17 protein-coding genes and 1 pseudogene are annotated in these 21,924 nt (G+C 54.6%); 2 read left to right on the top strand and 16 right to left on the bottom strand.

The features are described 5' to 3' along the window. Positions 1–44: 44 nt before the first annotated feature. Complete coding sequence (gene elaB / locus OMR58_RS06110; RefSeq protein ID WP_105591284.1) at positions 45–356, bottom strand: stress response protein ElaB; 312 nt, start codon at positions 354–356, stop codon at positions 45–47. 338 nt (positions 357–694) lie between these two features. Here elaB and OMR58_RS06105 point away from each other — a divergent pair, with 338 nt between their 5' ends. Next, a complete protein-coding gene (locus OMR58_RS06105; RefSeq protein WP_264545465.1) occupies positions 695–2,353 on the top strand; it encodes a glucan biosynthesis protein D in 1,659 nt (552 codons plus the stop codon). A gap of 188 nt (positions 2,354–2,541) precedes the next feature. On the opposite strand, the gene OMR58_RS06100 is transcribed toward OMR58_RS06105, so the two are convergent. The 15 genes and pseudogenes from OMR58_RS06100 to lrhA form a co-directional block, all read right to left on the bottom strand. Continuing rightward, on the bottom strand, positions 2,542–2,997 hold the full coding sequence (locus OMR58_RS06100) for a GNAT family N-acetyltransferase (protein ID WP_105591283.1): 456 nt from the start codon (positions 2,995–2,997) through the stop codon (positions 2,542–2,544). Between the two features lie 64 nt (positions 2,998–3,061). Then, positions 3,062–4,519 (bottom strand): NADH-quinone oxidoreductase subunit NuoN, encoded by a 1,458-nt coding sequence (gene nuoN, locus OMR58_RS06095; RefSeq protein WP_200561214.1) that lies wholly within the window; start codon positions 4,517–4,519, stop codon positions 3,062–3,064. Positions 4,520–4,525: 6 nt separating this feature from the next. Beyond that, the gene (nuoM, locus tag OMR58_RS06090; protein WP_105591281.1) at positions 4,526–6,046 is read right to left on the bottom strand and encodes an NADH-quinone oxidoreductase subunit M; all 1,521 of its coding nucleotides are present in this window, start codon (positions 6,044–6,046) and stop codon (positions 4,526–4,528) included. Positions 6,047–6,117: 71 nt separating this feature from the next. Then, positions 6,118–7,956 (bottom strand): NADH-quinone oxidoreductase subunit L, encoded by a 1,839-nt coding sequence (gene nuoL, locus OMR58_RS06085; protein WP_205066267.1) that lies wholly within the window; start codon positions 7,954–7,956, stop codon positions 6,118–6,120. Continuing rightward, positions 7,953–8,255, bottom strand: coding sequence for an NADH-quinone oxidoreductase subunit NuoK (gene nuoK / locus OMR58_RS06080; RefSeq protein WP_105591279.1), 303 nt, complete (start codon positions 8,253–8,255; stop codon positions 7,953–7,955). The genes nuoL and nuoK overlap by 4 nt, the downstream gene beginning before the upstream one ends. Further along, positions 8,252–8,806: an NADH-quinone oxidoreductase subunit J gene (gene nuoJ, locus OMR58_RS06075; protein WP_105591278.1), complete on the bottom strand. Its 555-nt coding sequence runs from the start codon at positions 8,804–8,806 to the stop codon at positions 8,252–8,254. The genes nuoK and nuoJ overlap by 4 nt, the downstream gene beginning before the upstream one ends. Before the next feature lie 10 nt (positions 8,807–8,816). Continuing rightward, positions 8,817–9,359 carry an NADH-quinone oxidoreductase subunit NuoI gene (gene nuoI / locus OMR58_RS06070; RefSeq protein WP_105591277.1) on the bottom strand — a complete coding sequence of 181 codons (543 nt, stop codon included), beginning with the start codon at positions 9,357–9,359 and terminating at the stop codon, positions 8,817–8,819. A 12-nt stretch (positions 9,360–9,371) separates the two neighbouring features. Continuing rightward, on the bottom strand, positions 9,372–10,349 hold the full coding sequence (nuoH, locus tag OMR58_RS06065) for an NADH-quinone oxidoreductase subunit NuoH (RefSeq protein WP_105591276.1): 978 nt from the start codon (positions 10,347–10,349) through the stop codon (positions 9,372–9,374). After that, on the bottom strand, positions 10,346–13,072 hold the full coding sequence (nuoG, locus tag OMR58_RS06060; protein ID WP_264545464.1) for an NADH-quinone oxidoreductase subunit NuoG: 2,727 nt from the start codon (positions 13,070–13,072) through the stop codon (positions 10,346–10,348). Before nuoG ends, nuoH begins: the two co-directional genes overlap by 4 nt. 50 nt (positions 13,073–13,122) lie before the next feature. Then, positions 13,123–14,463 carry an NADH-quinone oxidoreductase subunit NuoF gene (gene nuoF, locus OMR58_RS06055; RefSeq protein ID WP_105591274.1) on the bottom strand — a complete coding sequence of 447 codons (1,341 nt, stop codon included), beginning with the start codon at positions 14,461–14,463 and terminating at the stop codon, positions 13,123–13,125. Further along, positions 14,460–14,975 carry an NADH-quinone oxidoreductase subunit NuoE gene (gene nuoE / locus OMR58_RS06050; RefSeq protein ID WP_105591273.1) on the bottom strand — a complete coding sequence of 172 codons (516 nt, stop codon included), beginning with the start codon at positions 14,973–14,975 and terminating at the stop codon, positions 14,460–14,462. The genes nuoF and nuoE overlap by 4 nt, the downstream gene beginning before the upstream one ends. Before the next feature lie 2 nt (positions 14,976–14,977). Further along, positions 14,978–16,791 (bottom strand): annotated as a pseudogene (gene nuoC / locus OMR58_RS06045) (NADH-quinone oxidoreductase subunit C/D). A gap of 105 nt (positions 16,792–16,896) precedes the next feature. Next, positions 16,897–17,571 (bottom strand): NuoB/complex I 20 kDa subunit family protein, encoded by a 675-nt coding sequence (locus OMR58_RS06040; protein ID WP_105591271.1) that lies wholly within the window; start codon positions 17,569–17,571, stop codon positions 16,897–16,899. A 17-nt stretch (positions 17,572–17,588) separates the two neighbouring features. After that, positions 17,589–18,026, bottom strand: a complete 438-nt coding sequence (locus OMR58_RS06035) for an NADH-quinone oxidoreductase subunit A (RefSeq protein ID WP_105591270.1) — start codon at positions 18,024–18,026, stop codon at positions 17,589–17,591. A 666-nt stretch (positions 18,027–18,692) separates the two neighbouring features. Then, positions 18,693–19,619: a transcriptional regulator LrhA gene (gene lrhA / locus OMR58_RS06030; protein ID WP_105591269.1), complete on the bottom strand. Its 927-nt coding sequence runs from the start codon at positions 19,617–19,619 to the stop codon at positions 18,693–18,695. Between the two features lie 1,022 nt (positions 19,620–20,641). Between lrhA and OMR58_RS06025 the strand changes: the two genes are divergently transcribed. Next, the gene (locus OMR58_RS06025; protein ID WP_264545463.1) at positions 20,642–21,856 is read left to right on the top strand and encodes a pyridoxal phosphate-dependent aminotransferase; all 1,215 of its coding nucleotides are present in this window, start codon (positions 20,642–20,644) and stop codon (positions 21,854–21,856) included. The last annotated feature ends 68 nt before the right edge of the window (positions 21,857–21,924 follow it).

The following is a 21,924-nucleotide window of genomic DNA, read 5'->3' as shown; positions in this document are numbered from 1 at the left end:
AGCAAAAATCAGGTGCCCGTAAAAGGGCACCGGGGCGTTATAAATTAACGACGAGCCAGCAGCAGTCCGATCACCAGACCCAGCGTGGCACCAACACCGATGCCCTGCCACGGTTTGTCGTGAACGTAGTCATCAGCACGGGAAACCGCCTGACGCGCGCGGTAATAGTAAGTATCAGACGCATTGCTGATGCGCGATTTCACTTCATGAAGCGAATTCTCCGCTCTGGCCTTAAGTTCAACATATTTCTGGTCAGCCGGATCGCCCGATGACTTCAACACTTCTTCCAGCGTTTTGGTCAGCAAAGCCAGATCGTCATCCAGTCGAGTCTCTTGCGGTTCAGTCTGTGTAGCCATTGTCATCCTCCGTGGGCGAATTACACATTGCTTGCTGACTAACTATAGACCCTATTTTTCGGGCTGCATGGCAAAAAGGGCCTGTTATCCCTGAGAGCCCCGCGTCCAGGCGTCGTCGATCCTCGTCAAAGATGCTGTTTATTGCAGCTTCCGCGCAGGTCAGCCGTGGAAATCACTGCGGTTTTTGGATTTATCTGATAAATTTTGCCTGTACTGAATTAGTCACCAGGCAAGCTGTCGTAACTCCCTGTAGTCGGGCCAAATCCGGCGACGCGAATGCGTGAAGTACGCGCGACAGTCAACACAAGCTCCGTTCAGCAAAGGATATGATTTCTGGCATGAATCGAAGAATGTTTATGAAAGCGTCAATGGCATTCGCCACCTTAAGTGGAATGTCTGGTATCTCCACCCTGTTCTCCCAGGCCGCCTGGGCAGACAGCGAGATTGCCGACGGTACCGCAGTGCGATTTGATTTTGACGTGCTCAAAAAATTAGCCGCCGATCTGGCGAAAAAACCTTACGGTGGCGCGCCGGCTCCGCTGCCGCAAACCCTGGCCACCTTAACGCCTCAGGCCTATAACGAAATCCAGTACGATGCCAACCACTCGCTGTGGAACGGCATCGATAACCGTCAGCTTGGCGTTCAGTTCTTCCACGTGGGGATGGGATTCAAACGCCGCATCCGCATGTTCTCCGTGGACAGCGGCAGCCGCGAAGCGCGTGAGATCCATTTCCGCCCCGAGCTGTTCAACTACAATAATGCGCACGTTGATACCGCCCAGCTGGAAGGAAAAACCGACCTCGGCTTCGCCGGATTCCGTGCCTTTAAAAAGCCTGAACTGGCTCGCCGCGATATCGTCTCCTTCCTGGGGGCCAGCTACTTCCGCGCGGTGGATGAAACCTATCAGTACGGGCTTTCGGCTCGCGGCGTGGCGATTGATACCTTCAGCAACGGTAAAGAAGAGTTCCCAGACTTCACCGCCTTCTGGTTCGAAACGCCAAAAGCCGATGACACCACCTTCACCGTCTACACTCTGCTGGATGGCGCAAGCTGCACCGGCGCGTTTAAGTTCATCATCCACTGCGAGGAAAAGCGGGTGGTGATGGAGGTGGAAAACCATATCTATGCGCGCAAGGATATCTGGCAGCTGGGTATCGCGCCGATGACCACCATGTTCAGCTGCGGCAACAACGAGCGCCGCATGTGCGACACCATCCATCCGCAGATCCACGACTCCGATCGTCTGGCCATGTGGACCGGTGCCGGTGAGTGGATCTGCCGCCCGCTGAACAACCCGCAGCGCCTGACCTTTAACGCCTACCAGGATGAAAACCCGCGCGGCTTCGGCATGTTACAGCTCAATCATGATTTCCAGGACTATCAGGACGTGATCGGCTGGTACAACAAGCGTCCGAGTCTGTGGGTGGAGCCGGTTGGAAAATGGGGCAAAGGCGCAGTCAACCTGATGGAGATCCCGACCACGGGAGAGACGCTGGATAATATCGTCTGCTTCTGGCAGCCTGCTGAACCGATCAAGGCCGGGAGCGAGCACAGCTTCCAGTACAAACTTTACTGGAGCGGCCTGCCGCCGGTTCGCAGCGGTCTGGCGCGGGTTAATGCTACCCGCACCGGTATGGGTGGCTTCCCGGAAGGCTGGGCACCGGGTGAACACTATCCGGACGTCTGGGCGCGTCGTTTCGCCGTTGACTTCGTCGGTGGCGATCTGAAAGCCGCCGCGCCGAAGGGTATTGAGCCGGTAATCGAAGTCACCTCAGGTACGCTCAAACAGGTTGAAATCCTCTACGTTGAGCCAATCAACGGCTATCGTATTTTGTTTGACTGGTATCCGAACAGTGATTCAACCGCGCCGGTGAATATGCGTATGTTCCTGCGCACCAAAGACGACACGCTGAGCGAGACCTGGCTGTATCAGTACTTCCCGCCGCCGCCGGATAAGCGCAAATACGTCGACGATCGGATTATGACCGCCGGTTAACGACGCGGGCGTCTCACGACAAGCCGGGGAATGCGACAAGGCGGCCTTTCATAGGCCGCCTTTTTATGAAATCCGCGGTGCATTTTCTCCGGGAACGCTTCTACCAAAGCGGCTAAAATCCAGCGTTAATTCTGGGCTTAAGCCAGCCCGCCGATCCCTGCTTATTCTGCTGAACCCGCTGAGCCTGATTAGCCTGCCCGTAGCATATCGACATGCGGAATATCATCTTCAAGATATTCACCGCTAACCGCCACAAATCCCAGTCGGCCATAAAACCGTTGCAGATGCGCCTGCGCCGACAGGAAAATCGGCCGCTTCGGCCAGTGACGTTCACAGCTGTCGAGCGCCTGCTCCATCAGCCTGCTGCCCAGATTAAGTCCCCGGGCTTCGCCGGAAATAATGACCCGTCCGATCTTCACCGGCTGGTCGGCCTCCTTTGGTACCAGAATTCGCGCATAGGCCACCAGACGATCGTCAATAATTCCCAAAAGATGCCGGTTCTCGCCGCTGAGATCCGCCCCGTCGATATCCAGATACGGGCACTGCTGCTCAACAATAAAGACCGCATTACGCAGCGCCAGCAGCTGATAAAGCTGGCTGGTACTGAGTTCGCTATGGTGTAAATCGTGCCAGTTCAGATCCATACAATTCCTCAGAGCAAAAAAAATCGGGCCACAAGGGCCCGATTATTACCTGGAATGCCTTAACTTACATTAGCGGCTGTGCAAGATTGACCAGCGAAATCAGCGGCTGCGGATAAACACCCAGCAACAACACCAGAATTGCAGAGATCAGCACCACAATCCCACCGGCGGTAAACGCCCAGTTTGAAGGCGCATCGCGCATCGCCATTTCCGGCGGTGTCAGGTACAGACTGACGGTGACGCGCAGATAGTAGTACAGACCAATGGCACTACCGAGCACCACAGCACCGGTCAACCACCACAGATCGGCGCTCACGCCCACTGCCAGCACGTAGAATTTACCGATAAAGCCCAGCGTCATTGGAATACCTGCCAGCGACAGCATCACCACCGTCATCACAGCAGACAGTATTGGACGATGCCAGAACAGACCGCGGTACGAGTAAAGTGAATCCGCATCCGGTCCGCTATACGGGCTGGACATCATGCTGACCACCCCGAAAGCGCCCAGGCTGCTGAACAGATAGCCAGCCAGGTAAACACCGACGGTTTCCAGCGACAGCTGATGAGTCTGAACGGCAACCAGCGCAACCAGCAGGTAACCCATATGTGCAATCGAGGAGTAACCCAGCATACGCTTGATGTTGCTCTGCGAAATCGCCATCAGGTTCCCGAACAGCATCGAGGCCACGGCAATGATACCCAGTACCGTGCGCACGCCTTCGCTGTCGGTCATCGGCGCGTACATAAACAGGCGCATCAGCACGGCGAAGATAGCGATTTTACTGGCGGTAGCGAGGAACGTGGTTACCGGAGCAGGTGCGCCCTGATACACGTCCGGTGTCCACAGATGGAACGGAACCAGCGACAGCTTAAAGCCAAAGCCCACGATCATCAGGCCAAGACCCGCCAGCAGCAGAGGTTGATGAATCAGACCGTCGTTCAGGCTTTTGCCCAGCGCCACAAAGCCAAGGTTACCGGAATCGGCATACACCAGCGCCATACCGAACAGCAGGAATGAAGATGCTGCGGCAGAGAGGATGGTGTACTTGATGGCAGCTTCCAGCGAGCGTTTCTGCTGGAAGGCGTAGCCCACCAGACCAAACAGCGGCAGGGAGATCAGCTCAATACCAATAAACAGCGACGCCAGGTGGTTGGCACTGGCCAGCACGATGCCGCCCAGTGCGGCAATCAGCACCAGCAGATAGAACTCTTCACGGTTATCCGGGTAAGTAGCCAGCCACGGATAGGCAAAAGTACAGGTCGCCAGGCTGGCAAGGATCACCAGGCCGGTATAGAGAATGGCATAGCCGTCCACCCGCAGCAGCGGGGTAACATCCATTGGCCCTGCCTGGCCGACAAAGTAAAGGGATAACAGCGCCAGGTTCAGGCCAATCACCGCCAGTGTTGCATTGACGAAATGGTTGCGTCGCCACGCAATGGACAGCATCACAACTACCACCGTCAATCCGACGATCAGCAGCGGCAGAAGTGCGATCAGTTGTTGAGGAGTTATTGTCATGGCGAATTACGGCCTTGTAGTTGAAATTGAAGCGGTAAACCACTGCTGGATGTTACTCATCGCAGCGTGGGAGGTATCCAGAATCGGCTGCGGATAAACGCCCAGCAGCACCAGCAGGACAACCAGCACCATGATCATCAGGAACTCCCGCGCTGACATGCCGCGCAGTGGCGTATCTGATTTAGGCGCACCGTAGTAAGCGCGCTGCATCATGATCAGTGAGTAAACCGACGCAAACACCAGTCCAAACGTGGCGATCAGAATGATCGTCGGCACGCTCTGGAAACTTCCGGTGAGGATCATAAACTCACCAACGAAGTTACCGGTACCCGGCATCCCCAGGTTTGCCACCGCGAAGAACAGCGACAGGCCCGGCAGCCATTTGATGCGCGACCACAGGCCACCCATCTGGCGCATATCACGCGTATGCAGACGCTCATACAGCTGACCACACAGAATAAACAGCGCCGCCGCAGACAGGCCGTGCGCAATCATCTGAATCACCGCGCCCTGGTAAGCCAGCTGGCTGCCGGTGTAGATGGCAATCAGTACAAAGCCCATATGGGAGATCGAGGTATAGGCGATCAGGCGTTTAATATCGTACTGAGAGAACGCCATCCATGCACCGTAGAAGATGCCGATAATCCCCAGCCACATGGCAATCGGCGCAAACTCCGCGGAAGCATTCGGGAACAACGGCAGAGCAAAGCGCAGCAGACCATAAGCGGCGGTTTTTAACAGAATACCTGCAAGGTCAACAGAACCTGCGGTCGGAGCCTGACTGTGTGCGTCAGGTAACCAGCCGTGCAGCGGCACCACCGGCATTTTTACCGCGAAGGCGATAAAGAAGCCGAGCATCAGTACATATTCAACCGTATGCGACATTGGCGTTTTCAGCAGATCTTCATAGTTGAAGGTCCACACGCCGGTGGCGTTGTAGTGAACGAATACCAGCGCCAGAATAGCGATCAGCATGATCAGGCCGCTTGCCTGGGTATAAATGAAGAACTTGGTTGCTGCGGTAATACGCGTCTTCCCGTCGGAGGCTTTATGGCCCCAGAGCGCGATCAGGAAGTACATCGGCACCAGCATCATTTCCCAGAAGAAGAAGAACAGGAACAGATCGACGGCAAGGAATACGCCGATAACGCCACCCAGAATCCACAGCAGATTCAGGTGGAAAAAGCCCTGCCACTTCTCGATTTCGTTCCATGAACAAAGAATCGCCATCAGACCAAGCAGGCCGGTCAGTACCACCATCAGCAGCGACAAACCATCCAGCGCCAGATGGAAATGAATACCGAAACGCGGAATCCACGGCACGTTGAATTCAGATTGCCACTGCGGCAATCCGGAAGCCTGGGTCAGTGAGTAGCCACCCTGCATCCACAGCTGCAGTGACAGCACCAGCGTCAGCCCCATCGCGATCAATGCAATCCAGCGCGGCACTTTGGGACCAAAGCGTTCGAGCTGCCAGCACAACAGACCACCGACGAAGGGGAGGATTATAAGCCAAGGTAATAACATGGCGGTTTGTTCCCTTTATTTCGAATTTTTCTACTGGGGCGAAGCTCAGCTCCACCCCAACTCACTAACCTTTACAGCACCATCAGCAGATACAGGACGACAACGGCACCGATGCTCGTCGCGGCAAGATACCAGCGCAGATAGCCGTTTTCGCTGATCACCAGGCCTTTGTTGCCTACACGCGCGAGAATCGCCGGAACATTCATCACTGAATTGAGCGGATCGCGCTGCAGCAGCCGGGCAATGCCGAGGTAAGGCTTAACGAAGACTTTGTCATACAGCCAGTCGAAGCCCCAGGCGGCAAACCACCATGTGGAGAAGAAACGGCCCGGCGCGCTGTTAGCAATCGCAGTCACCAGCGTACGTTTGCCCAGCCACAGCGCGGCGGCCAGCAGAATACCGACAATCGCCACCACGCCGGAGGCAATTTCCAGCATCATCACGCTGCCGTGGGCCAGTTCAGTGGTCTCCGGCAGTACGCCTTTCAGCGGTGGTACGATCATCGCACCAATAAAGGTTGAGAGAACTAACAGCACAATCAGCGGCAGATGGTGCGTGATCCCTTTCCCTGCGTGAGCATGAATTTTTTCTTTACCGTGGAAGGTAATAAAGATCATACGGAAGGTATAGAGAGACGTCATAAAGGCGCCCGCCAGGCCCGCAACCATCAGATTGATATGGCCGTTCGCCAGCGCACCCGCCAGAATTTCATCCTTACTGAAGAAGCCTGCGGTAATCAGCGGCAGCGCCGACAGTGCCGCACCGCCCACCAGGAAGCAGACGTACACCAGCGGAATGCTCTTACGCAGGCCACCCATTTTAAAGATGTTCTGCTCGTGGTGGCAGGCAAGGATCACCGAACCGGACGAGAGGAACAGCAGCGCTTTAAAGAACGCGTGGGTCATCAGGTGGAAGATAGCCGCATCCCACGCCTGAACACCCAGCGCAAGGAACATATAGCCAATCTGGCTCATGGTTGAATAAGCCAGCACGCGTTTGATGTCGGTTTGCACCAGCGCGGCAAAGCCTGCCAGAACCAGCGTGATCGCGCCGATAATGCCGACCAGATGCAGTACTTCAGGCGTCAGCAGGAACAGGCCGTGGGTACGCGCAATCAGGTAAACACCGGCGGTAACCATCGTAGCAGCGTGGATCAGTGCAGATACCGGGGTTGGACCCGCCATCGCATCGGCCAGCCAGGTCTGCAACGGCAGCTGAGCGGATTTACCGACCGCACCGCCTAACAGCATCAGCGTGGCCCACTGCAGCATATGGTTGTCAGCCGCAAAGTGTGCCGGAGCCAGCTCGACCATTTCGCGGAAGTTCAGCGTGCCCAGCTCGTTGTAGAGAATAAACAACGCAAATGCCAGGAACACGTCACCGACGCGGGTAATGATAAACGCCTTCATCGCCGCCGCGCCGTTTTTCGACTCGGTATAGTAGAAACCGATCAGCAGGTAGGAGCACAGGCCCACACCTTCCCAACCGAGATACATCAGCATCAGGTTGTCGGCCAGCACCAGAACCACCATGCTGGCGATAAACAGGTTGGTATAGGCGAAGAAGCGCGAGTAGCCCTCTTCTCCACGCATGTACCAGGAGGCAAACATGTGGATGAAGAAGCCAACGCCGGTCACCACCGACAGCATGGTCAGCGACAGGCCGTCCAGCGTCAGGTTAACGTCGATTTTGAAGTTGCCAACGTGCATCCAGGTCCACAGCGCCTGGTTAAACACCTGCTGTCCATTATTGAAAAAGTCGATCCCGGCATAAGCCGTGACCAGCGCCGCCAGTCCGACGGAACCCATTCCCACGGTAGCTGACAGATTTTCCGACCAGCGGCCACGAGAGAACGCCAGCAGAAGGAAGCCGATCAGCGGAAACAGGATTGTTAAATAGAGAAGGTTCATCCGCGCATCTCGCTCACTTTGTCAATGTTGAGGTTCTGGCTGCGGCGATGTAACTGCAGCAGCAGCGCCAGGCCGATACTGGCCTCGGCAGCCGCCAGGCTGATCGCCAGGATAAACATCACCTGACCGTCTGCCTGACCCCAGTAGCTCCCCGCAACCACAAACGCCAGTGCCGCAGCGTTAATCATGATTTCGAGGCCGATCAACATAAACAGCATATTGCGACGGATAGTGACGGCGGTCAGTCCAAGAACAAACAGCACGGCCGCCAGAATCAGTCCATGTTGCAGAGGGATCATACTCTCTCCTCCTTCTTACTTTTTAACGCGTCGTCCGGACGGTTGCTCAGCAGTTCACCTGCACGCTGTTCGCGACCGATATGGAATGCCACCACCAGACCGGCCAGCAACAGCATAGAAGCCAGCTCTACCGCCAGTACGTAAGGCCCGAACAGGCTGATACCGACCTGCTTGGCATCGATCATCGTGCCGTCAATACCCTGGTCATTCACGGTGCGAATGGCGTAAACCAGCACCACCAGCAGCACCAGCGACAGCAGGCCCGGCCCAACCCACGCACCCGGCTTCAGCCATTCACGCTCCTGCTGCACTTCCGCACCGCCGAGGTTCAGCATCATCACGACGAAGACGAACAGCACCATGATCGCGCCGGCATAAACGATGATCTCCAGCGCACCGGCGAAGTAAGCCCCGAGCGAGAAAAACACACCGGACACCGCCAGCAAAGAGACGATCAGGTACAGCAACGCATGTACCGGGTTGGTATGGGTGATAACGCGCAACGTCGCCAGCACCGCTACCAGTCCGCAAAGATAAAACGCAAATTCCATGCCTGGCTCCTTAAGGTAACAAGCCCTTGACGTCGATAGGTTTAGCTTCGTTTTCAGCAAAGCCTTTGTCTTTACCATCAATCGCCATACCCGCCATCCGGTAGAAGTTATATTCCGGATATTTGCCCGGACCGGAGATCAACAGGTCGTCTTTTTCATACACCAGATCCTGACGCTTAAACTCGCCCAGCTCGAAGTCCGGGGTAAGCTGAATCGCAGTGGTCGGGCAAGCCTCTTCACACAGGCCACAGAAAATGCAGCGCGAGAAGTTAATACGGAAGAATTCCGGGTACCAGCGGCCATCCTGCATCTCGGCTTTTTGCAGCGAGATACAGCCAACAGGACAGGCAACCGCACACAGGTTACAGGCAACGCAGCGCTCCTGGCCGTCCGGGTCACGCGTCAGCACAATACGTCCACGGAAGCGCGGCGGCAGATAAACCGGCTCTTCCGGGTACATCATGGTTTCGCGCTTGGCGAAGGCGTTCAGACCAATCAGCCAGATACTGCGTACTGTTGTACCGAAACCAACGGCAATGTCTTTTAATGTCATGTTCTTAACCCCTTACTGCGCCGTGTACAGAATCACTGCGGCAGTCGCCAGCAGGTTCAACAGCGTCAACGGCAGACAAACTTTCCAGCCGAACGACATCATCTGGTCATAGCGCGGACGCGGTAACGCAGCACGGATCAAAATGAACATCATCATGAAGAAGCCCGTTTTGATGGCGAACCAGAAAATCGGCGGCAGCCACGGACCGTTCCATCCACCGAAGAACAGCGTCACGATCAGTGAAGAAACGGTAACGATACCGATGTACTCACCGACGAAGAACAGGCCGAATTTCATACCGGCGTATTCAATGTGATAACCGTCCGACAGTTCCTGTTCAGCTTCCGGCTGGTCAAACGGGTGACGGTGACACACCGCTACGCCGCCGATGCAGAAGGTCAGGAAGCCGAAGAACTGCGGAATCACGTTCCACATATGTTCCTGGCTGTTAACGATATCCAGCATGTTGAACGAGCCAGCCTGCGCCACTACGCCCATCAGCGACAGGCCGAGGAACACTTCGTAGCTCAGGGTCTGGGCCGAGGCGCGCATGGCACCCAGCAGCGAGTATTTGTTGTTACTCGACCAGCCCGCGAACAGCACGGCATAAACCGCCAGACCGGCCATCATCAGGAAAAACAGCAGACCGATATTCAGGTCCGCCCCCATCCAGGTAGAGGTAACCGGCACAATTGCCATCGCCAGCAGCAGCGAGGTAAAGGCAATCATCGGCGCAAGGGTGAAGATCACACGGTCGGTAAACGGCGGTATCCAGTCCTCTTTGAAGAACATTTTGATCATATCCGCCACCAGCTGCAGCGATCCGCCCCAGCCGACGCGGTTAGGACCGTAGCGGTTCTGGAACAGGCCGAGAATTCGGCGTTCGCCAAAGCTCATTAGCGCGCCGCAGGCCACCACCACCATCAGGATGACCAGTGCTTTGCCGACGGCAATCAAAATGTCGATAACTTCCGGTGTCAACCAGCTCATTGTGCCGCCTCCTGCAGATTGTCGATTTCAGCGCCCGACAGGAACGGAGGGATACCCGGTAAGCCCAGCGGCAGACCGACCTGCCCTGCCTGCAGGTGACTTGAGAAGCGCACCGGCAGGCGCAGGGTTTCACCCTGGCAGTTGAACTGAACAGCGCTGTTGGCGTTAACGCCGAGTTTCGCCGCATCATTCGGGTTAACCATCACATAAACTTCCGGCATACGTTTCTGCATAACCGGTGAGCGCTGGGTCATTTCTTCACTGCCAAACAGGTGGAAGTACGGCGCGACACGCCAGCGGTTTTCACTGCCCACAAACGCGGCCGGGATTTTCTCAAACCAATCCAACTGTGACGGGCCCGCTTCAAACAGACGCACGCCCGGATCGCCATTACGCAGGTTGCCGCCCACTTCGGCCTGGAATTTGTTCCACGCCTGCGGTGAGTTCCAGCCTGGAGCCCAGGCAAATGGGATCTGCGAACGTGCCGCACCCGGCTGGTTGTTACCTTCCATCGAGAAGGCAAACATCGTGTCTTTATCCTGCGGCTGACGTGGTTCATGCACGCTGATATTGGCGCGCATCGCAGTACGTCCACTGGAGCGAATCGGTGAACGCGACAGTTTCTGTCCGCGAATACGGAAGCTGGCATCCGGTGCAGCATCTTTGATCGCCGCCAGCTGCGGCAGCGCAACCACGCAGGAATCAATGACGTGATCCAGCTGGGTCCAGTCCGGCTCGCGGCTGTTAATGGTGCTTTGCAGCGCGTGCAGCCAGCGCCAGCTTTCCAGCATCTCAACTTTGTTGTCGTAATAAGCCGGGTCATAAACCTGGAAGAAGCGCTGAGCACGACCTTCCTGGTTCACCACGGTACCGTCACTTTCCGCGAAGCTGGCGGTGGAGAGAACCAGACCGGCTTTTTCAGTGGTGGCGGTACGCTGGTGATCGATAACAATCACGTTTGGCGTATTTTTCAGTGCGGCATCGACCCGAGCTTTCGGCAGCTGACGATAGAGATCGTTTTCCAGCACGATAACCGCATCCGCAGAACCGCTTTCCAGCTCCTGCAGTGCAGCATCCAGCGAATGGCCGCCGATCATGCCAAGGCCAATACTGTTACTGGCGGTCGCCAGCAGGGTAATACCGACATCCTGGCCACGGCCTTTCAGCGCTTTCGCCACGTTGGCAGCCGCCTGAATCACCGCTTCGCTGCCGGAGTTGGTGCCGGAAACGATAAGCGGTTTCTTCGCACCGGCCAGCGCCTGCACGATCACGTCGATTTTACCGTTCAGTGACTTATCCAGATCGCTGACTGCCGGTGCACTGGCATCCAGCTCGTGGGCAATCGCAAAGCCCAGACGCGCCTGGTCTTCAACCGGGGCACGGTAGCTCCACGCGGCAATATCGTCCAGACGGGTCTGGTCGACGTTAGTCACAAACAGTGGATGTTTAGCGTTCTGACCGATATTGAGGATCGCGGCGATCTGCCAGTCGGCCACTTTCTGCGCCGCTGCCATCTCACGGGATTTACCCTTCACCGCCTGACGGACGGCAAGCGCAACGCGCGCACCGGTCTGGGTCAGATCTTCCCCAAGCACCAGCACTGCATCGTAGCTTTCAATATCGTGCAGGGACGGTGTATGGATACCGCCGTCGCGCAGGATCTCCAGCATCAGATCCAGACGGGCCTGCTCTCCTGCCGGGATGCCGGTAGAGAAGTTTTCAGCACCGACCAGCTCGCGCAGGGCAAAGTTGCTTTCTACGCTGGCACGCGGGGAACCAATGCCGATCACTTTGGAGGCCTGACGCAGCACGTCTGCCGCCCCCTGCATTGCCTGCTCGGCGTTCAGGGCGATCCAGTCATCGCCACGGCGCTGCATAGGCTGGCGCGGACGATCTTTCAGATTGACGTAGCCATAGCCGAAACGGCCACGGTCGCAAAGGAAGTAGCTGTTAACGGTGCCGTTATAACGGTTTTCGATACGGCGCAGTTCGCCATAGCGTTCGCCCGGGCTGGTGTTACAGCCGATGCTGCACTGCTGGCAAATGCTTGGCGCATACTGCATATCCCACTTACGGTTGTAGCGCTCGGAGTGGGTTTTATCGGTGAACACGCCAGTCGGGCAGATTTCAACCAGGTTGCCGGAAAATTCACTTTCCAGCACGCCGTCTTCCGGGCGACCGAAGTAGACGTTGTCGTGGGCACCGTATACGCCCAGATCTTTACCGTCTGCGTAGTCTTTGTAGTAACGCACGCAGCGGTAGCAGGCGATACAGCGGTTCATTTCATGAGAAATGAACGGACCGAGATCCTGATTGCGGTGGGTACGCTTGGTAAAACGGTAGCGGCGGAAGCTGTGGCCGGTCATGACCGTCATATCCTGAAGGTGGCAGTTACCCCCCTCTTCACATACCGGACAATCGTGCGGGTGGTTGGTCATCAGCCACTCCACCACGCTTTCGCGGAACTCTTTTGCTTCGCCGTCATCAATAGAGATGAAGGTACCGTCGGAGGCTGGCGTCATGCAGGACATCACCAGACGACCACGGGTATCTTCGGCATTTTGGAACTGCTTCACCGCACACTGGCGGCAGGCACCGACGCTACCGAGCGCAGGGTGCCAGCAGAAATAAGGAATATCTAAGCCGAGGGACAAACAGGCCTGCAGCAGGTTGTTTGCACCATCAACATCATATTCTTTACCGTCTACATGAATTGTAGCCATAGTGAACATGCTTCCGTAAGGCCCGATAAAAAACGGGCGTTAAACTTTGCTTACCAGCGAGCCTTTAACAGGTTCGGCTGGATGCCGCTAATCGCGTGCGCGTTGCTGTATACCTGAGGTGCCATCCCCGCTTCGAACTCTTCGCGGAAATATTTGATGGCACTTTGCAGTGGCTCTACTGCACCAGGTGCATGCGCACAGAAGGTTTTACCCGGGCCAAGCTGACGACAGAGCTGCAGCAGGGTTTCGATATCCCCCGGCTGTCCCTGTTTACGTTCCAGCGCGCGCAGAATTTTCACACTCCACGGCAGGCCATCGCGGCACGGCGTACACCAGCCGCAGGATTCACGGGCAAAGAACTCTTCCAGATTGCGTACCAGCGACACCATATTGATTTCATGGTCGACGGCCATGGCCAGCGCGGTACCCAGACGACTACCGGCTTTACCAATGCTGGCAAATTCCATCGGCAGGTCGAGGTGCTGTTCGGTCAGGAAGTCTGTCCCTGCTCCACCCGGCTGCCACGCCTTAAACTTCAGGCCGTCACGCATGCCACCGGCATAATCTTCAAGAATTTCACGCGCGGTGGTACCAAACGGCAGCTCCCACACGCCCGGATTCTTAACGCGGCCGGAGAAGCCCATCATCTTGGTACCGGCATCTTCACTGGTGGAGATGTTTTTGTACCAGTCAACGCCGTTAGCAATAATCGCCGGGACGTTAGAGATGGTTTCCACGTTGTTGACGCAGGTCGGCTTGCCCCATGCACCGGCTGAAGCCGGGAACGGCGGCTTGGAGCGCGGGTTGGCACGACGGCCTTCCAGCGAGTTGATCAGCGCCGTTTCTTCACCGCAGATATAGCGGCCCGCACCGGTATGAACGATAAGTTCGAAGTCAAAACCGGTACCGAGGATGTTTTTACCCAGCAGGCCCGCTTCGGTCGCTTCGGCAATCGCACGGCGCAGGTTCGCAGCCGCCTCAATGTATTCACCGCGCAGGAAGATGTAGCCACGGTAGGCTTTCAGCGCAAAGGCACCGATCAGCATGCCTTCCACCAGCTGGTGCGGCATCTGCTCCATCAGCAGGCGGTCTTTATAGGTGCCCGGCTCCATTTCATCGGCGTTACACAGCAGGTAACGGATGTTCATGGATTCATCTTTCGGCATCAGGCTCCACTTCAAACCGGTGGAGAAGCCCGCACCGCCGCGGCCTTTCAGACCGGAGTCTTTTACCTGGCCTACAATCTCTTCCGGCGACATGGACTTCAGCGCTTTTTCAGCACCGGCATAGCCATTCTTACTGCGGTATTCATCGAAGAATACCGGCTGCTTATCTTCACGCATGCGCCACGTCAGCGGATGCGTTTCGGCAGTACGAATAATCGTTTTCATTGATACTGCTCCAGTAAGTTGGCGAGGCCTTCCGGCGTCAGATGAACATGGGTATCTTCATCCACCATCATCACCGGTCCCTTGTCGCAGTTGCCAAGACAGCAGGTCGGCAGCAGAGTAAAGCGCCCGTCAGCGGTCGTCTGGCCCGGCTTGATATTGAGCTTGTTTTCCAGCTCGGCCTGAATGCCCTGGAAGCCGGTGATGTGGCACACCACGCTGTCGCAGTAGCGGATCACATGGCGGCCCACCGGCGTGCGGTAGATCTGGCTGTAAAACGTTGCCACACCTTCCACATCGCTGGCTGGGATGCCCAGCACGTCGGCAATCGCATGGATTGCGCCGTCCGGCACCCAGCCACGCTGTTTCTGAACGATTTTCAGCGCTTCAATTGACGCTGCGCGAGCATCTTCATAGTGGTGCTTTTCATGCTCGATGGCATCGCGCTCTGCCGCACTCAGCATGAAAGCCCCGGATTCATCGATCGTTTCGATCGCAATTCTTTGATCGTGCATAATTAGCGGTCCACGTCTGACATAACAAAATCGATACTACCGAGGTATACGATCAGGTCGGATACCAGGCTGCCGTTGATCACCGAAGGGATCTGCTGCAGGTGCGGGAAGCTCGGCGTGCGCACGCGTGTGCGGTAGCTCATCGTGCTGCCATCACTGGTCAGGTAGTAACTGTTAATCCCCTTCGTCGCTTCAATCATCTGGAAGGATTCGTTGGCAGGCATAATTGGCCCCCAGGAAACCTGCAGGAAGTGCGTGATCAGGGTTTCGATATGCTGCAGCGTGCGCTCTTTAGGCGGTGGCGTCGTCAGCGGATGGTCGGCTTTAAATGGACCGGCAGGCATGTTTTTCAGGCACTGTTCCAGGATACGCATACTCTGGCGCATCTCTTCCATTTTGAGCATCACGCGGGTGTAAGCACAGCTCACACCCCCACCAATTGGCACTTCGAAATCAAAGTTTTCGTAGCCGGAGTAAGGGCGCCATTTACGCACGTCAAAGTCCAGACCGGTTCCACGCAGACCCGCACCGGTGGTGCCCCAGGTCAGCGCTTCTTCCATGTTATAGGCAGAAACGCCTTTGGCACGGCCAATCAGGACGGTATTTTTTAACGCAGTCTGTTCGTAGGCTTTCAGACGTTTTGGCAGCCAGTCGAGGAACTCACGCAGCAGGCGTTCCCAGCCGTTCGGCAGATCATGCGCCACGCCGCCGATGCGGAACCAGGCCGGATGCATACGGAAGCCGGTGATCGCTTCCACAACGTCATAAATTTTCTGGCGGTCGGTAAAGGCAAAGAACACCGGAGACATAGCGCCGACGTCCTGAATAAAAGTAGAGATGTACAGCAGGTGGCTGTTAATACGGAACAGTTCTGACAGCATGACGCGAATCACTTCCACGCGCTCCGGCACTTTTATTCCGGCCAGTTTTTCTACTGCCAGTACGTACGGCATTTCGTTAACGCAGCCGCCAAGGTACTCGATGCGGTCGGTGTAAGGGATGTAGCTGTGCCATGACTGACGCTCGCCCATCTTCTCAGCACCGCGATGGTGGTAGCCGATATCCGGCACGCAGTCGACGATCTCTTCGCCGTCCAGCTGCAGGATGATACGGAACGCACCGTGCGCAGACGGGTGGTTAGGGCCCAGGTTGAGGAACATATAGTCCTCATTATTGGTCCCACGCTTCATGCCCCAGTCTTCCGGCTTGAAGGTCATGTTTTCCATTTCCAGATCTTCTTTTTGCTTGGTCAGCTCAAAGGGATCGAATTCGGTCGCACGGGCCGGATAGTCTTTACGCAGCGGGTGCCCTTCCCAACTCTGCGGCATCATAATGCGCGTCAGGTGCGGGTGGCCCACGATATTAATCCCGAACATCTCCCAGGTCTCACGCTCATACCAGTTGGCATTGGCAAAAATTTTGGTGATGGTCGGCACATTCAGATCGTTTTCAGACAACGCCACCTTGAGCATAATGTCGCGATTACGTTCAATGGAGATGAAGTGATAGAAAACGGAAAAATCCGCCGCCGGTAAACCGGCACGGTGGGTACGCAGACGCTCATCCATACCATGCAGGTCATACAGCATGACATAGGGTTTAGGCAGCTTGCGCAGGTACTCAATTACTTCTAACAACTGCTCACGTTTCACCCAGACAACCGGGATCCCGGTACGGGTTGGTTGTACGGTAAAGGCATCTGGCCCAAAACGGTTACGCAGCTCGCCGATCACCGGGTCATCCAGGTGGTCGCGGGTTTGCCATAAAGGCTGTGCGAGATCTTGCGTGGTTAAGTCTGTCATAAGTTGTTCACCATTCTGGCCTGTCCGACAGGCACTCAGTGTTGGCGTAAGGCGGGTCGGCGCACGTTGCTTTGTAGTCTTGTTGTGCTGTTGCTGACCTCATCCATAAACTGCCTGGCTTAAATCTCGTCAGGGCTGCGCAGGTTTGTTACCGCGATACGCTCAGCGTGTTTACGCTCGCGCTCGGATTGCATATTGGCGCGATACACACCCTGATCGCCGACCACCCACGACAGCGGACGGCGCTCTTTACCAATCGATTCCTGCAGCAGCAGCAGCGCCTGCATATAGGCTTCAGGGCGCGGCGGGCAGCCTGGAATATACACATCGACCGGCAGGAACTTATCAACGCCCTGAACCACGGAATAGATGTCGTACATGCCACCTGAGTTGGCACAGGCTCCCATGCAAATCACCCACTTAGGTTCCAGCATCTGGTCGTACAGGCGCTGAATAACGGGTGCCATTTTGGTAAAGCAGGTTCCTGCAACCACCATGAAGTCGGCCTGGCGAGGCGAAGCACGAATAACTTCCGAGCCAAAACGCGCCACGTCGTGTACCGAAGTAAACGACGTGGTCATTTCGACATAGCAACAGGAAAGACCGAAGTTAAACGGCCAGAGGGAGTTCTTGCGTCCCCAGTTCACCAGGTCATGCATGGCGTGTTCTAACTTGCCCATGTAGACGTTTTGATGAACGTGCTTTTCCAGGGGATCGGAGACGATCTCCTGTTTTTGCAGGGGGTAACGGTCATTCTCACCGTTCGGGTCTATGCGGGTGAGCGTATAGTCCATGTCTATTTGCCTCGCTGTTACTGCGTATTACGGTTGGAGTGCGAGATGGTGGTTGGCTTCACGTCAAAGCGACGGCGGGCAGGAGCCCAGTCCAGCGCGCCGATGCGAACCAGATAAACCAGACCAGCAAGCAATACCAAGATGAAAATGGCGGCTTCCACAAAACCGACCCATCCGCTTTCGCGAATCGCTGTCGACCATGCGTAGAGATAGAGGGCTTCAACGTCGAAGATTACGAAGAACATTGCTACCAGATAGAATTTGGCAGACAGGCGCAGTTTTGCGCTACCGACGGAAGGAGCTCCTGACTCAAAAGGCGTGTTTTTGTACCTTCCCCGGCCTTTTCCGCCCAGGAACCACGCTCCGGCCAACATCAGGCAACACAGACCGACTGAAACGATCAGAAAAACAGCGAATGCCCAGTGATGGGCGACGACTTCTGTGGTTGTTGACATACTCTTGCTTACTCACCAAAAGTGGTGTTTCGCGTCCTGCTCTAATCTCTGGCAGTTAACACACCACAACGATTCAAGGGAAAAATAAAAAACCTTATAAATTTTACTGCCTCTTTTGATTAGGCAGCTATTTTATGGGGTTTTTTACTCCTTTCAATAACCTTTTGTCAACTTTGACAAAAGTATCCGCATGCTAATTTACAGATGCAACATTATTTTAACAATTAATGCTCATAAAATAAGCTAAATCGTGTCAGTGGTAGGACCTGATAAAAATGTAGCAGCTAAAACCATGTTCGGATCGCGTATTTAACAATCTCTATTTTGGCAGGAATAATCATATTTTCCTGCCCCTTAATAGGGTTATTTTTTTGATCGAGGACACACTTCTGTGTTTTATGGCCAAATTTTGGTCAGCAAGGATTGTGCAAAATCAATTCATCGCACGAATGATACTGGCGTCTCCAGCAATGGCGTGAGCGGTTTAAAGGCGTTATGGACAAGGGCAGCAGGAACACTTTTTTCTGATGAAGAAAGCGCATTTAGATGACGTTAAAATGACAAAAAAAAGCCTTTCAGGTTAAAAAAACACTGAAAGGCTGTTATTCATTAATTTATTACAATTTAGCTATGAAAATGATAAACATCAGCGTTTAATCTGACAGATTACTCATCCTCATCCAGCAGCGCGGTACCGTCAGGATTTGCGTTGACCAGAGCATAAGGATCGTTGCTGGACTCCATGGCATTGAAGATCGCCAGTGCCAGCTCGTTGTCGCTATCCGGGTTGCGGCACAGCAGATATTCAGTATCCGGCAGAACCGGCAAGCCTTCCGCAGCACCCATAACGCGCAGCTCCGGGCTCATCATTTCTACCGGGCGAGCGGTCACGCCAAGACCGGCTTTCACCGCAGCACGAACCGCAGCCAGCGTAGAAGCAACATAGGAGATACGCCATGGAATACCGGCTTCGTTAAGGTGATCAATCGCCATATCACGATAAGGGCTTGGTTCATCCAGCAGGACCAGAGGAATAGCCTCTCCGCGCTGGAAGATGTAATCTGCAGCGCAGTACCACAGCGTTGGCGACGTACGCAGTACCTGCCAGGCAAAGTTCATCGGGCTGGAGGTCGTCACAACCAGATCAACCTCGCCCTGATTCAGCATTTCCATCATAAACGGGTTACGTTTCACGCGTACGTCGATGGCCAGCTTCGGATAAACCGACGTCACACGGTTTAACAGGAACGGTAAAATGGTATCGGATGTGTCGTCAGATGCGCCGATAGTCAGGACGCCCTGAACATTGCTGTACATAAGAGACGTGCAGGCTTCATCATTAAAGCGCAGGATTTTACGCGCATAGCCCAACAGCTGAATACCATGTTCAGTCAGCAACTTGTTACGTCCATGCCTGGCAAAGAGTTCTTTGCCAACCAGTTGTTCCAGACGCTGCATCTGCTGGCTAACTGCTGACTGGGTTCTGCACACAGCAGCAGCAGCAGCGGCAAAAGTATTCAGATCGGCTACGGCTACAAAAGTTCTCAGCAGATCGAGGTCGAGATTAAGTATCGGACGATTTGCACTAGTCATGTTTTTCTTCACTTTATAAGTTTTTTACGAACAGCTACCCTGGTGTTATTACTTTCTTATCAAAAAGATAAGTCGATAATCAATGCATAATTCCATCAGCGGGAACCGGTACTCCCGGCTGAAGTATGACTTAAACTCTCACTGTAAGACCCTGCACGACACTCCGATCGGCTCAGGCGGTGCGCAACGCAAGCGGTAAAAAGGTGTCCGACTCTGATTAATCACGATTGCACACTGTACTAACCCATAAGCGGTAATCAGATACTGGATCCCCGCTGACTCCGACAAACTTTAGGTAAAAATGCGCGCGTTTTTGGATCTAACAGTGCAGATTCAAACTGGAAAGTCTGTGGCAATCATTTAGCATCAATGCCGGAGGAATATTAAGCATTCCTTACCCTTTCAGGGTATAAAAACCATTTTTTTATTACCAGAAGACCTCTGCAAACCGGCGTAAAGTCTCCTGAAAGTTATCCTGACATACTGTCGCCTACTTTTTAAGCCTAAATGCGATTATTCTTATCTCTAAAGTAAGATTTTATCAGCAACAGCACTCCAATGAGACTTGCATATACTAAAATCAAACTTCGTTATAAGAATCGGACTCATTCAATCTTTTGACGGGTACAACTCCCCGGCAAACGATTCAGCCTGGTGCAGCAGGCGCAGGCGACTAAAAATCGCTCAAATGATAATTTTATTTTGACTGTTTCATCAATCATCAATCCACTTTTCGTTAATGAATTGTGCAACATCTCCCAACATTTTTCTTTCAAAAGGAGAATCTACATTTAGCATTGCAAGAGCATTTTCAGTTGTAAGTAATGATTATTATCAGTTTTACAGTATTTAACACTACAAACTGTACAACCTCCGCGCTGTCGTGTGAGCCGCATGAAAAAAGCGCGATTAACGCGCCAAACCCCGTGGCTACCCTTCAAAAGCATTAAGGAGAGGAGTACATTGTGTAACGTTTAGTTTTCCACGGCAGGAAAACCCTCCTGCAAGTCAAGGTGACCGAGATGACCCAAATTGATAAATCCAGCAAACTGGATAATGTGTGTTATGACATTCGCGGCCCGGTGTTGAAAGAAGCCAAGCGCCTCGAAGAAGAAGGTAATAAAGTTCTCAAGCTTAACATCGGTAACCCTGCCCCTTTCGGCTTTGAAGCCCCGGACGAAATTCTGGTCGATGTGATCCGTAATCTGCCCAGCGCACAGGGCTACTGCGACTCCAAAGGCCTGTATTCCGCGCGTAAAGCCATCATGCAGCATTATCAGGCTTTGGGCGTTCGTGATACGACCGTTGAAGATATCTATATTGGTAACGGCGTATCAGAACTGATCGTTCAGTCAATGCAGGCGCTGCTGAACAGCGGTGACGAAATGCTGGTTCCGGCCCCGGATTACCCGCTGTGGACCGCTGCCGTGTCCCTGTCCAGCGGTAAGGCCGTGCATTACCTCTGTGACGAATCCGCAGGCTGGTTCCCGGACCTTGACGATATTCGCAGCAAAATCACCCCGCGCACCCGCGGCATTGTGATCATCAACCCGAACAACCCGACGGGTGCGGTATACAGCAAAGCACTGCTGCTGGAAGTGGTTGAGATCGCCCGCCAGCACAACCTGATTATTTTTGCTGACGAAATTTACGACAAGATTCTTTACGATGCCGCCCGTCATCACTCGATTGCCGCGCTGGCACCGGACCTGCTGACCATTACCTTTAACGGCCTGTCAAAAACCTACCGCGTTGCCGGTTTCCGTCAGGGCTGGATGGTACTGAACGGGCCGAAGAAGCACGCAAAAGGCTATATTGAAGGCCTGGAAATGCTGGCGTCGATGCGCCTGTGCGCCAACGTTCCGGCACAGCACGCCATTCAGACCGCGCTGGGCGGCTATCAGAGCATCAGCGAGTTTATTCAGCCGGGTGGCCGTCTGTATGAACAGCGTAATCGGGCCTGGGAGCTGATCAACGACATTCCCGGCGTCAGCTGCGTGAAGCCGGAAGGCGCGCTGTATATGTTCCCGAAAATCGACGCGAAAAAATTCAATATCCACGATGATCAGAAGATGGTTCTCGATTTCCTGCTGCAGGAAAAAGTCCTGCTGGTGCAGGGCAGCGCCTTTAACTGGCCGTGGCCAGACCATGTGCGCATCGTTACCCTGCCGCGCGTAGACGATCTTGAAATGGCCATCACCAAGTTTGGCCGCTTCCTGGGCGGCTACCACCAGTAAGTCACATCTCTTCAGATATCAGTCCCGGATAGCGGCAGCGTAGCTATCCGGGCAAACGGAAAGACCTG

Origin of the sequence: Erwinia sp. INIA01, assembly GCF_025947915.1 — a bacterium.
Taxonomy (GTDB): domain Bacteria; phylum Pseudomonadota; class Gammaproteobacteria; order Enterobacterales; family Enterobacteriaceae; genus Erwinia; species Erwinia coffeiphila.
The sequence above is the reverse complement of the archived record's forward strand: the minus strand, read 5'-3'. Positions and strand labels throughout refer to the sequence as shown.

What these genes read in the sequence shown, in the direction of transcription:
- lrhA (WP_105591269.1), bottom strand. Translation starts at nt 19,619, where the DNA reads ATGACTAGTGCAAATCGTCCGATACTTAATCTCGACCTCGATCTGCTG.
- nuoG (WP_264545464.1), bottom strand. Translation starts at nt 13,072, where the DNA reads ATGGCTACAATTCATGTAGACGGTAAAGAATATGATGTTGATGGTGCA.
- nuoF (WP_105591274.1), bottom strand. Translation starts at nt 14,463, where the DNA reads ATGAAAACGATTATTCGTACTGCCGAAACGCATCCGCTGACGTGGCGC.
- nuoE (WP_105591273.1), bottom strand. Translation starts at nt 14,975, where the DNA reads ATGCACGATCAAAGAATTGCGATCGAAACGATCGATGAATCCGGGGCT.
- nuoL (WP_205066267.1), bottom strand. Translation starts at nt 7,956, where the DNA reads ATGAACCTTCTCTATTTAACAATCCTGTTTCCGCTGATCGGCTTCCTT.
- nuoI (WP_105591277.1), bottom strand. Translation starts at nt 9,359, where the DNA reads ATGACATTAAAAGACATTGCCGTTGGTTTCGGTACAACAGTACGCAGT.
- OMR58_RS06105 (WP_264545465.1), top strand. Translation starts at nt 695, where the DNA reads ATGAATCGAAGAATGTTTATGAAAGCGTCAATGGCATTCGCCACCTTA.
- nuoN (WP_200561214.1), bottom strand. Translation starts at nt 4,519, where the DNA reads ATGACAATAACTCCTCAACAACTGATCGCACTTCTGCCGCTGCTGATC.
- nuoK (WP_105591279.1), bottom strand. Translation starts at nt 8,255, where the DNA reads ATGATCCCTCTGCAACATGGACTGATTCTGGCGGCCGTGCTGTTTGTT.
- nuoJ (WP_105591278.1), bottom strand. Translation starts at nt 8,806, where the DNA reads ATGGAATTTGCGTTTTATCTTTGCGGACTGGTAGCGGTGCTGGCGACG.
- OMR58_RS06040 (WP_105591271.1), bottom strand. Translation starts at nt 17,571, where the DNA reads ATGGACTATACGCTCACCCGCATAGACCCGAACGGTGAGAATGACCGT.
- OMR58_RS06035 (WP_105591270.1), bottom strand. Translation starts at nt 18,026, where the DNA reads ATGTCAACAACCACAGAAGTCGTCGCCCATCACTGGGCATTCGCTGTT.
- OMR58_RS06100 (WP_105591283.1), bottom strand. Translation starts at nt 2,997, where the DNA reads ATGGATCTGAACTGGCACGATTTACACCATAGCGAACTCAGTACCAGC.
- nuoH (WP_105591276.1), bottom strand. Translation starts at nt 10,349, where the DNA reads ATGAGCTGGTTGACACCGGAAGTTATCGACATTTTGATTGCCGTCGGC.
- OMR58_RS06025 (WP_264545463.1), top strand. Translation starts at nt 20,642, where the DNA reads ATGACCCAAATTGATAAATCCAGCAAACTGGATAATGTGTGTTATGAC.
- elaB (WP_105591284.1), bottom strand. Translation starts at nt 356, where the DNA reads ATGGCTACACAGACTGAACCGCAAGAGACTCGACTGGATGACGATCTG.
- nuoM (WP_105591281.1), bottom strand. Translation starts at nt 6,046, where the DNA reads ATGTTATTACCTTGGCTTATAATCCTCCCCTTCGTCGGTGGTCTGTTG.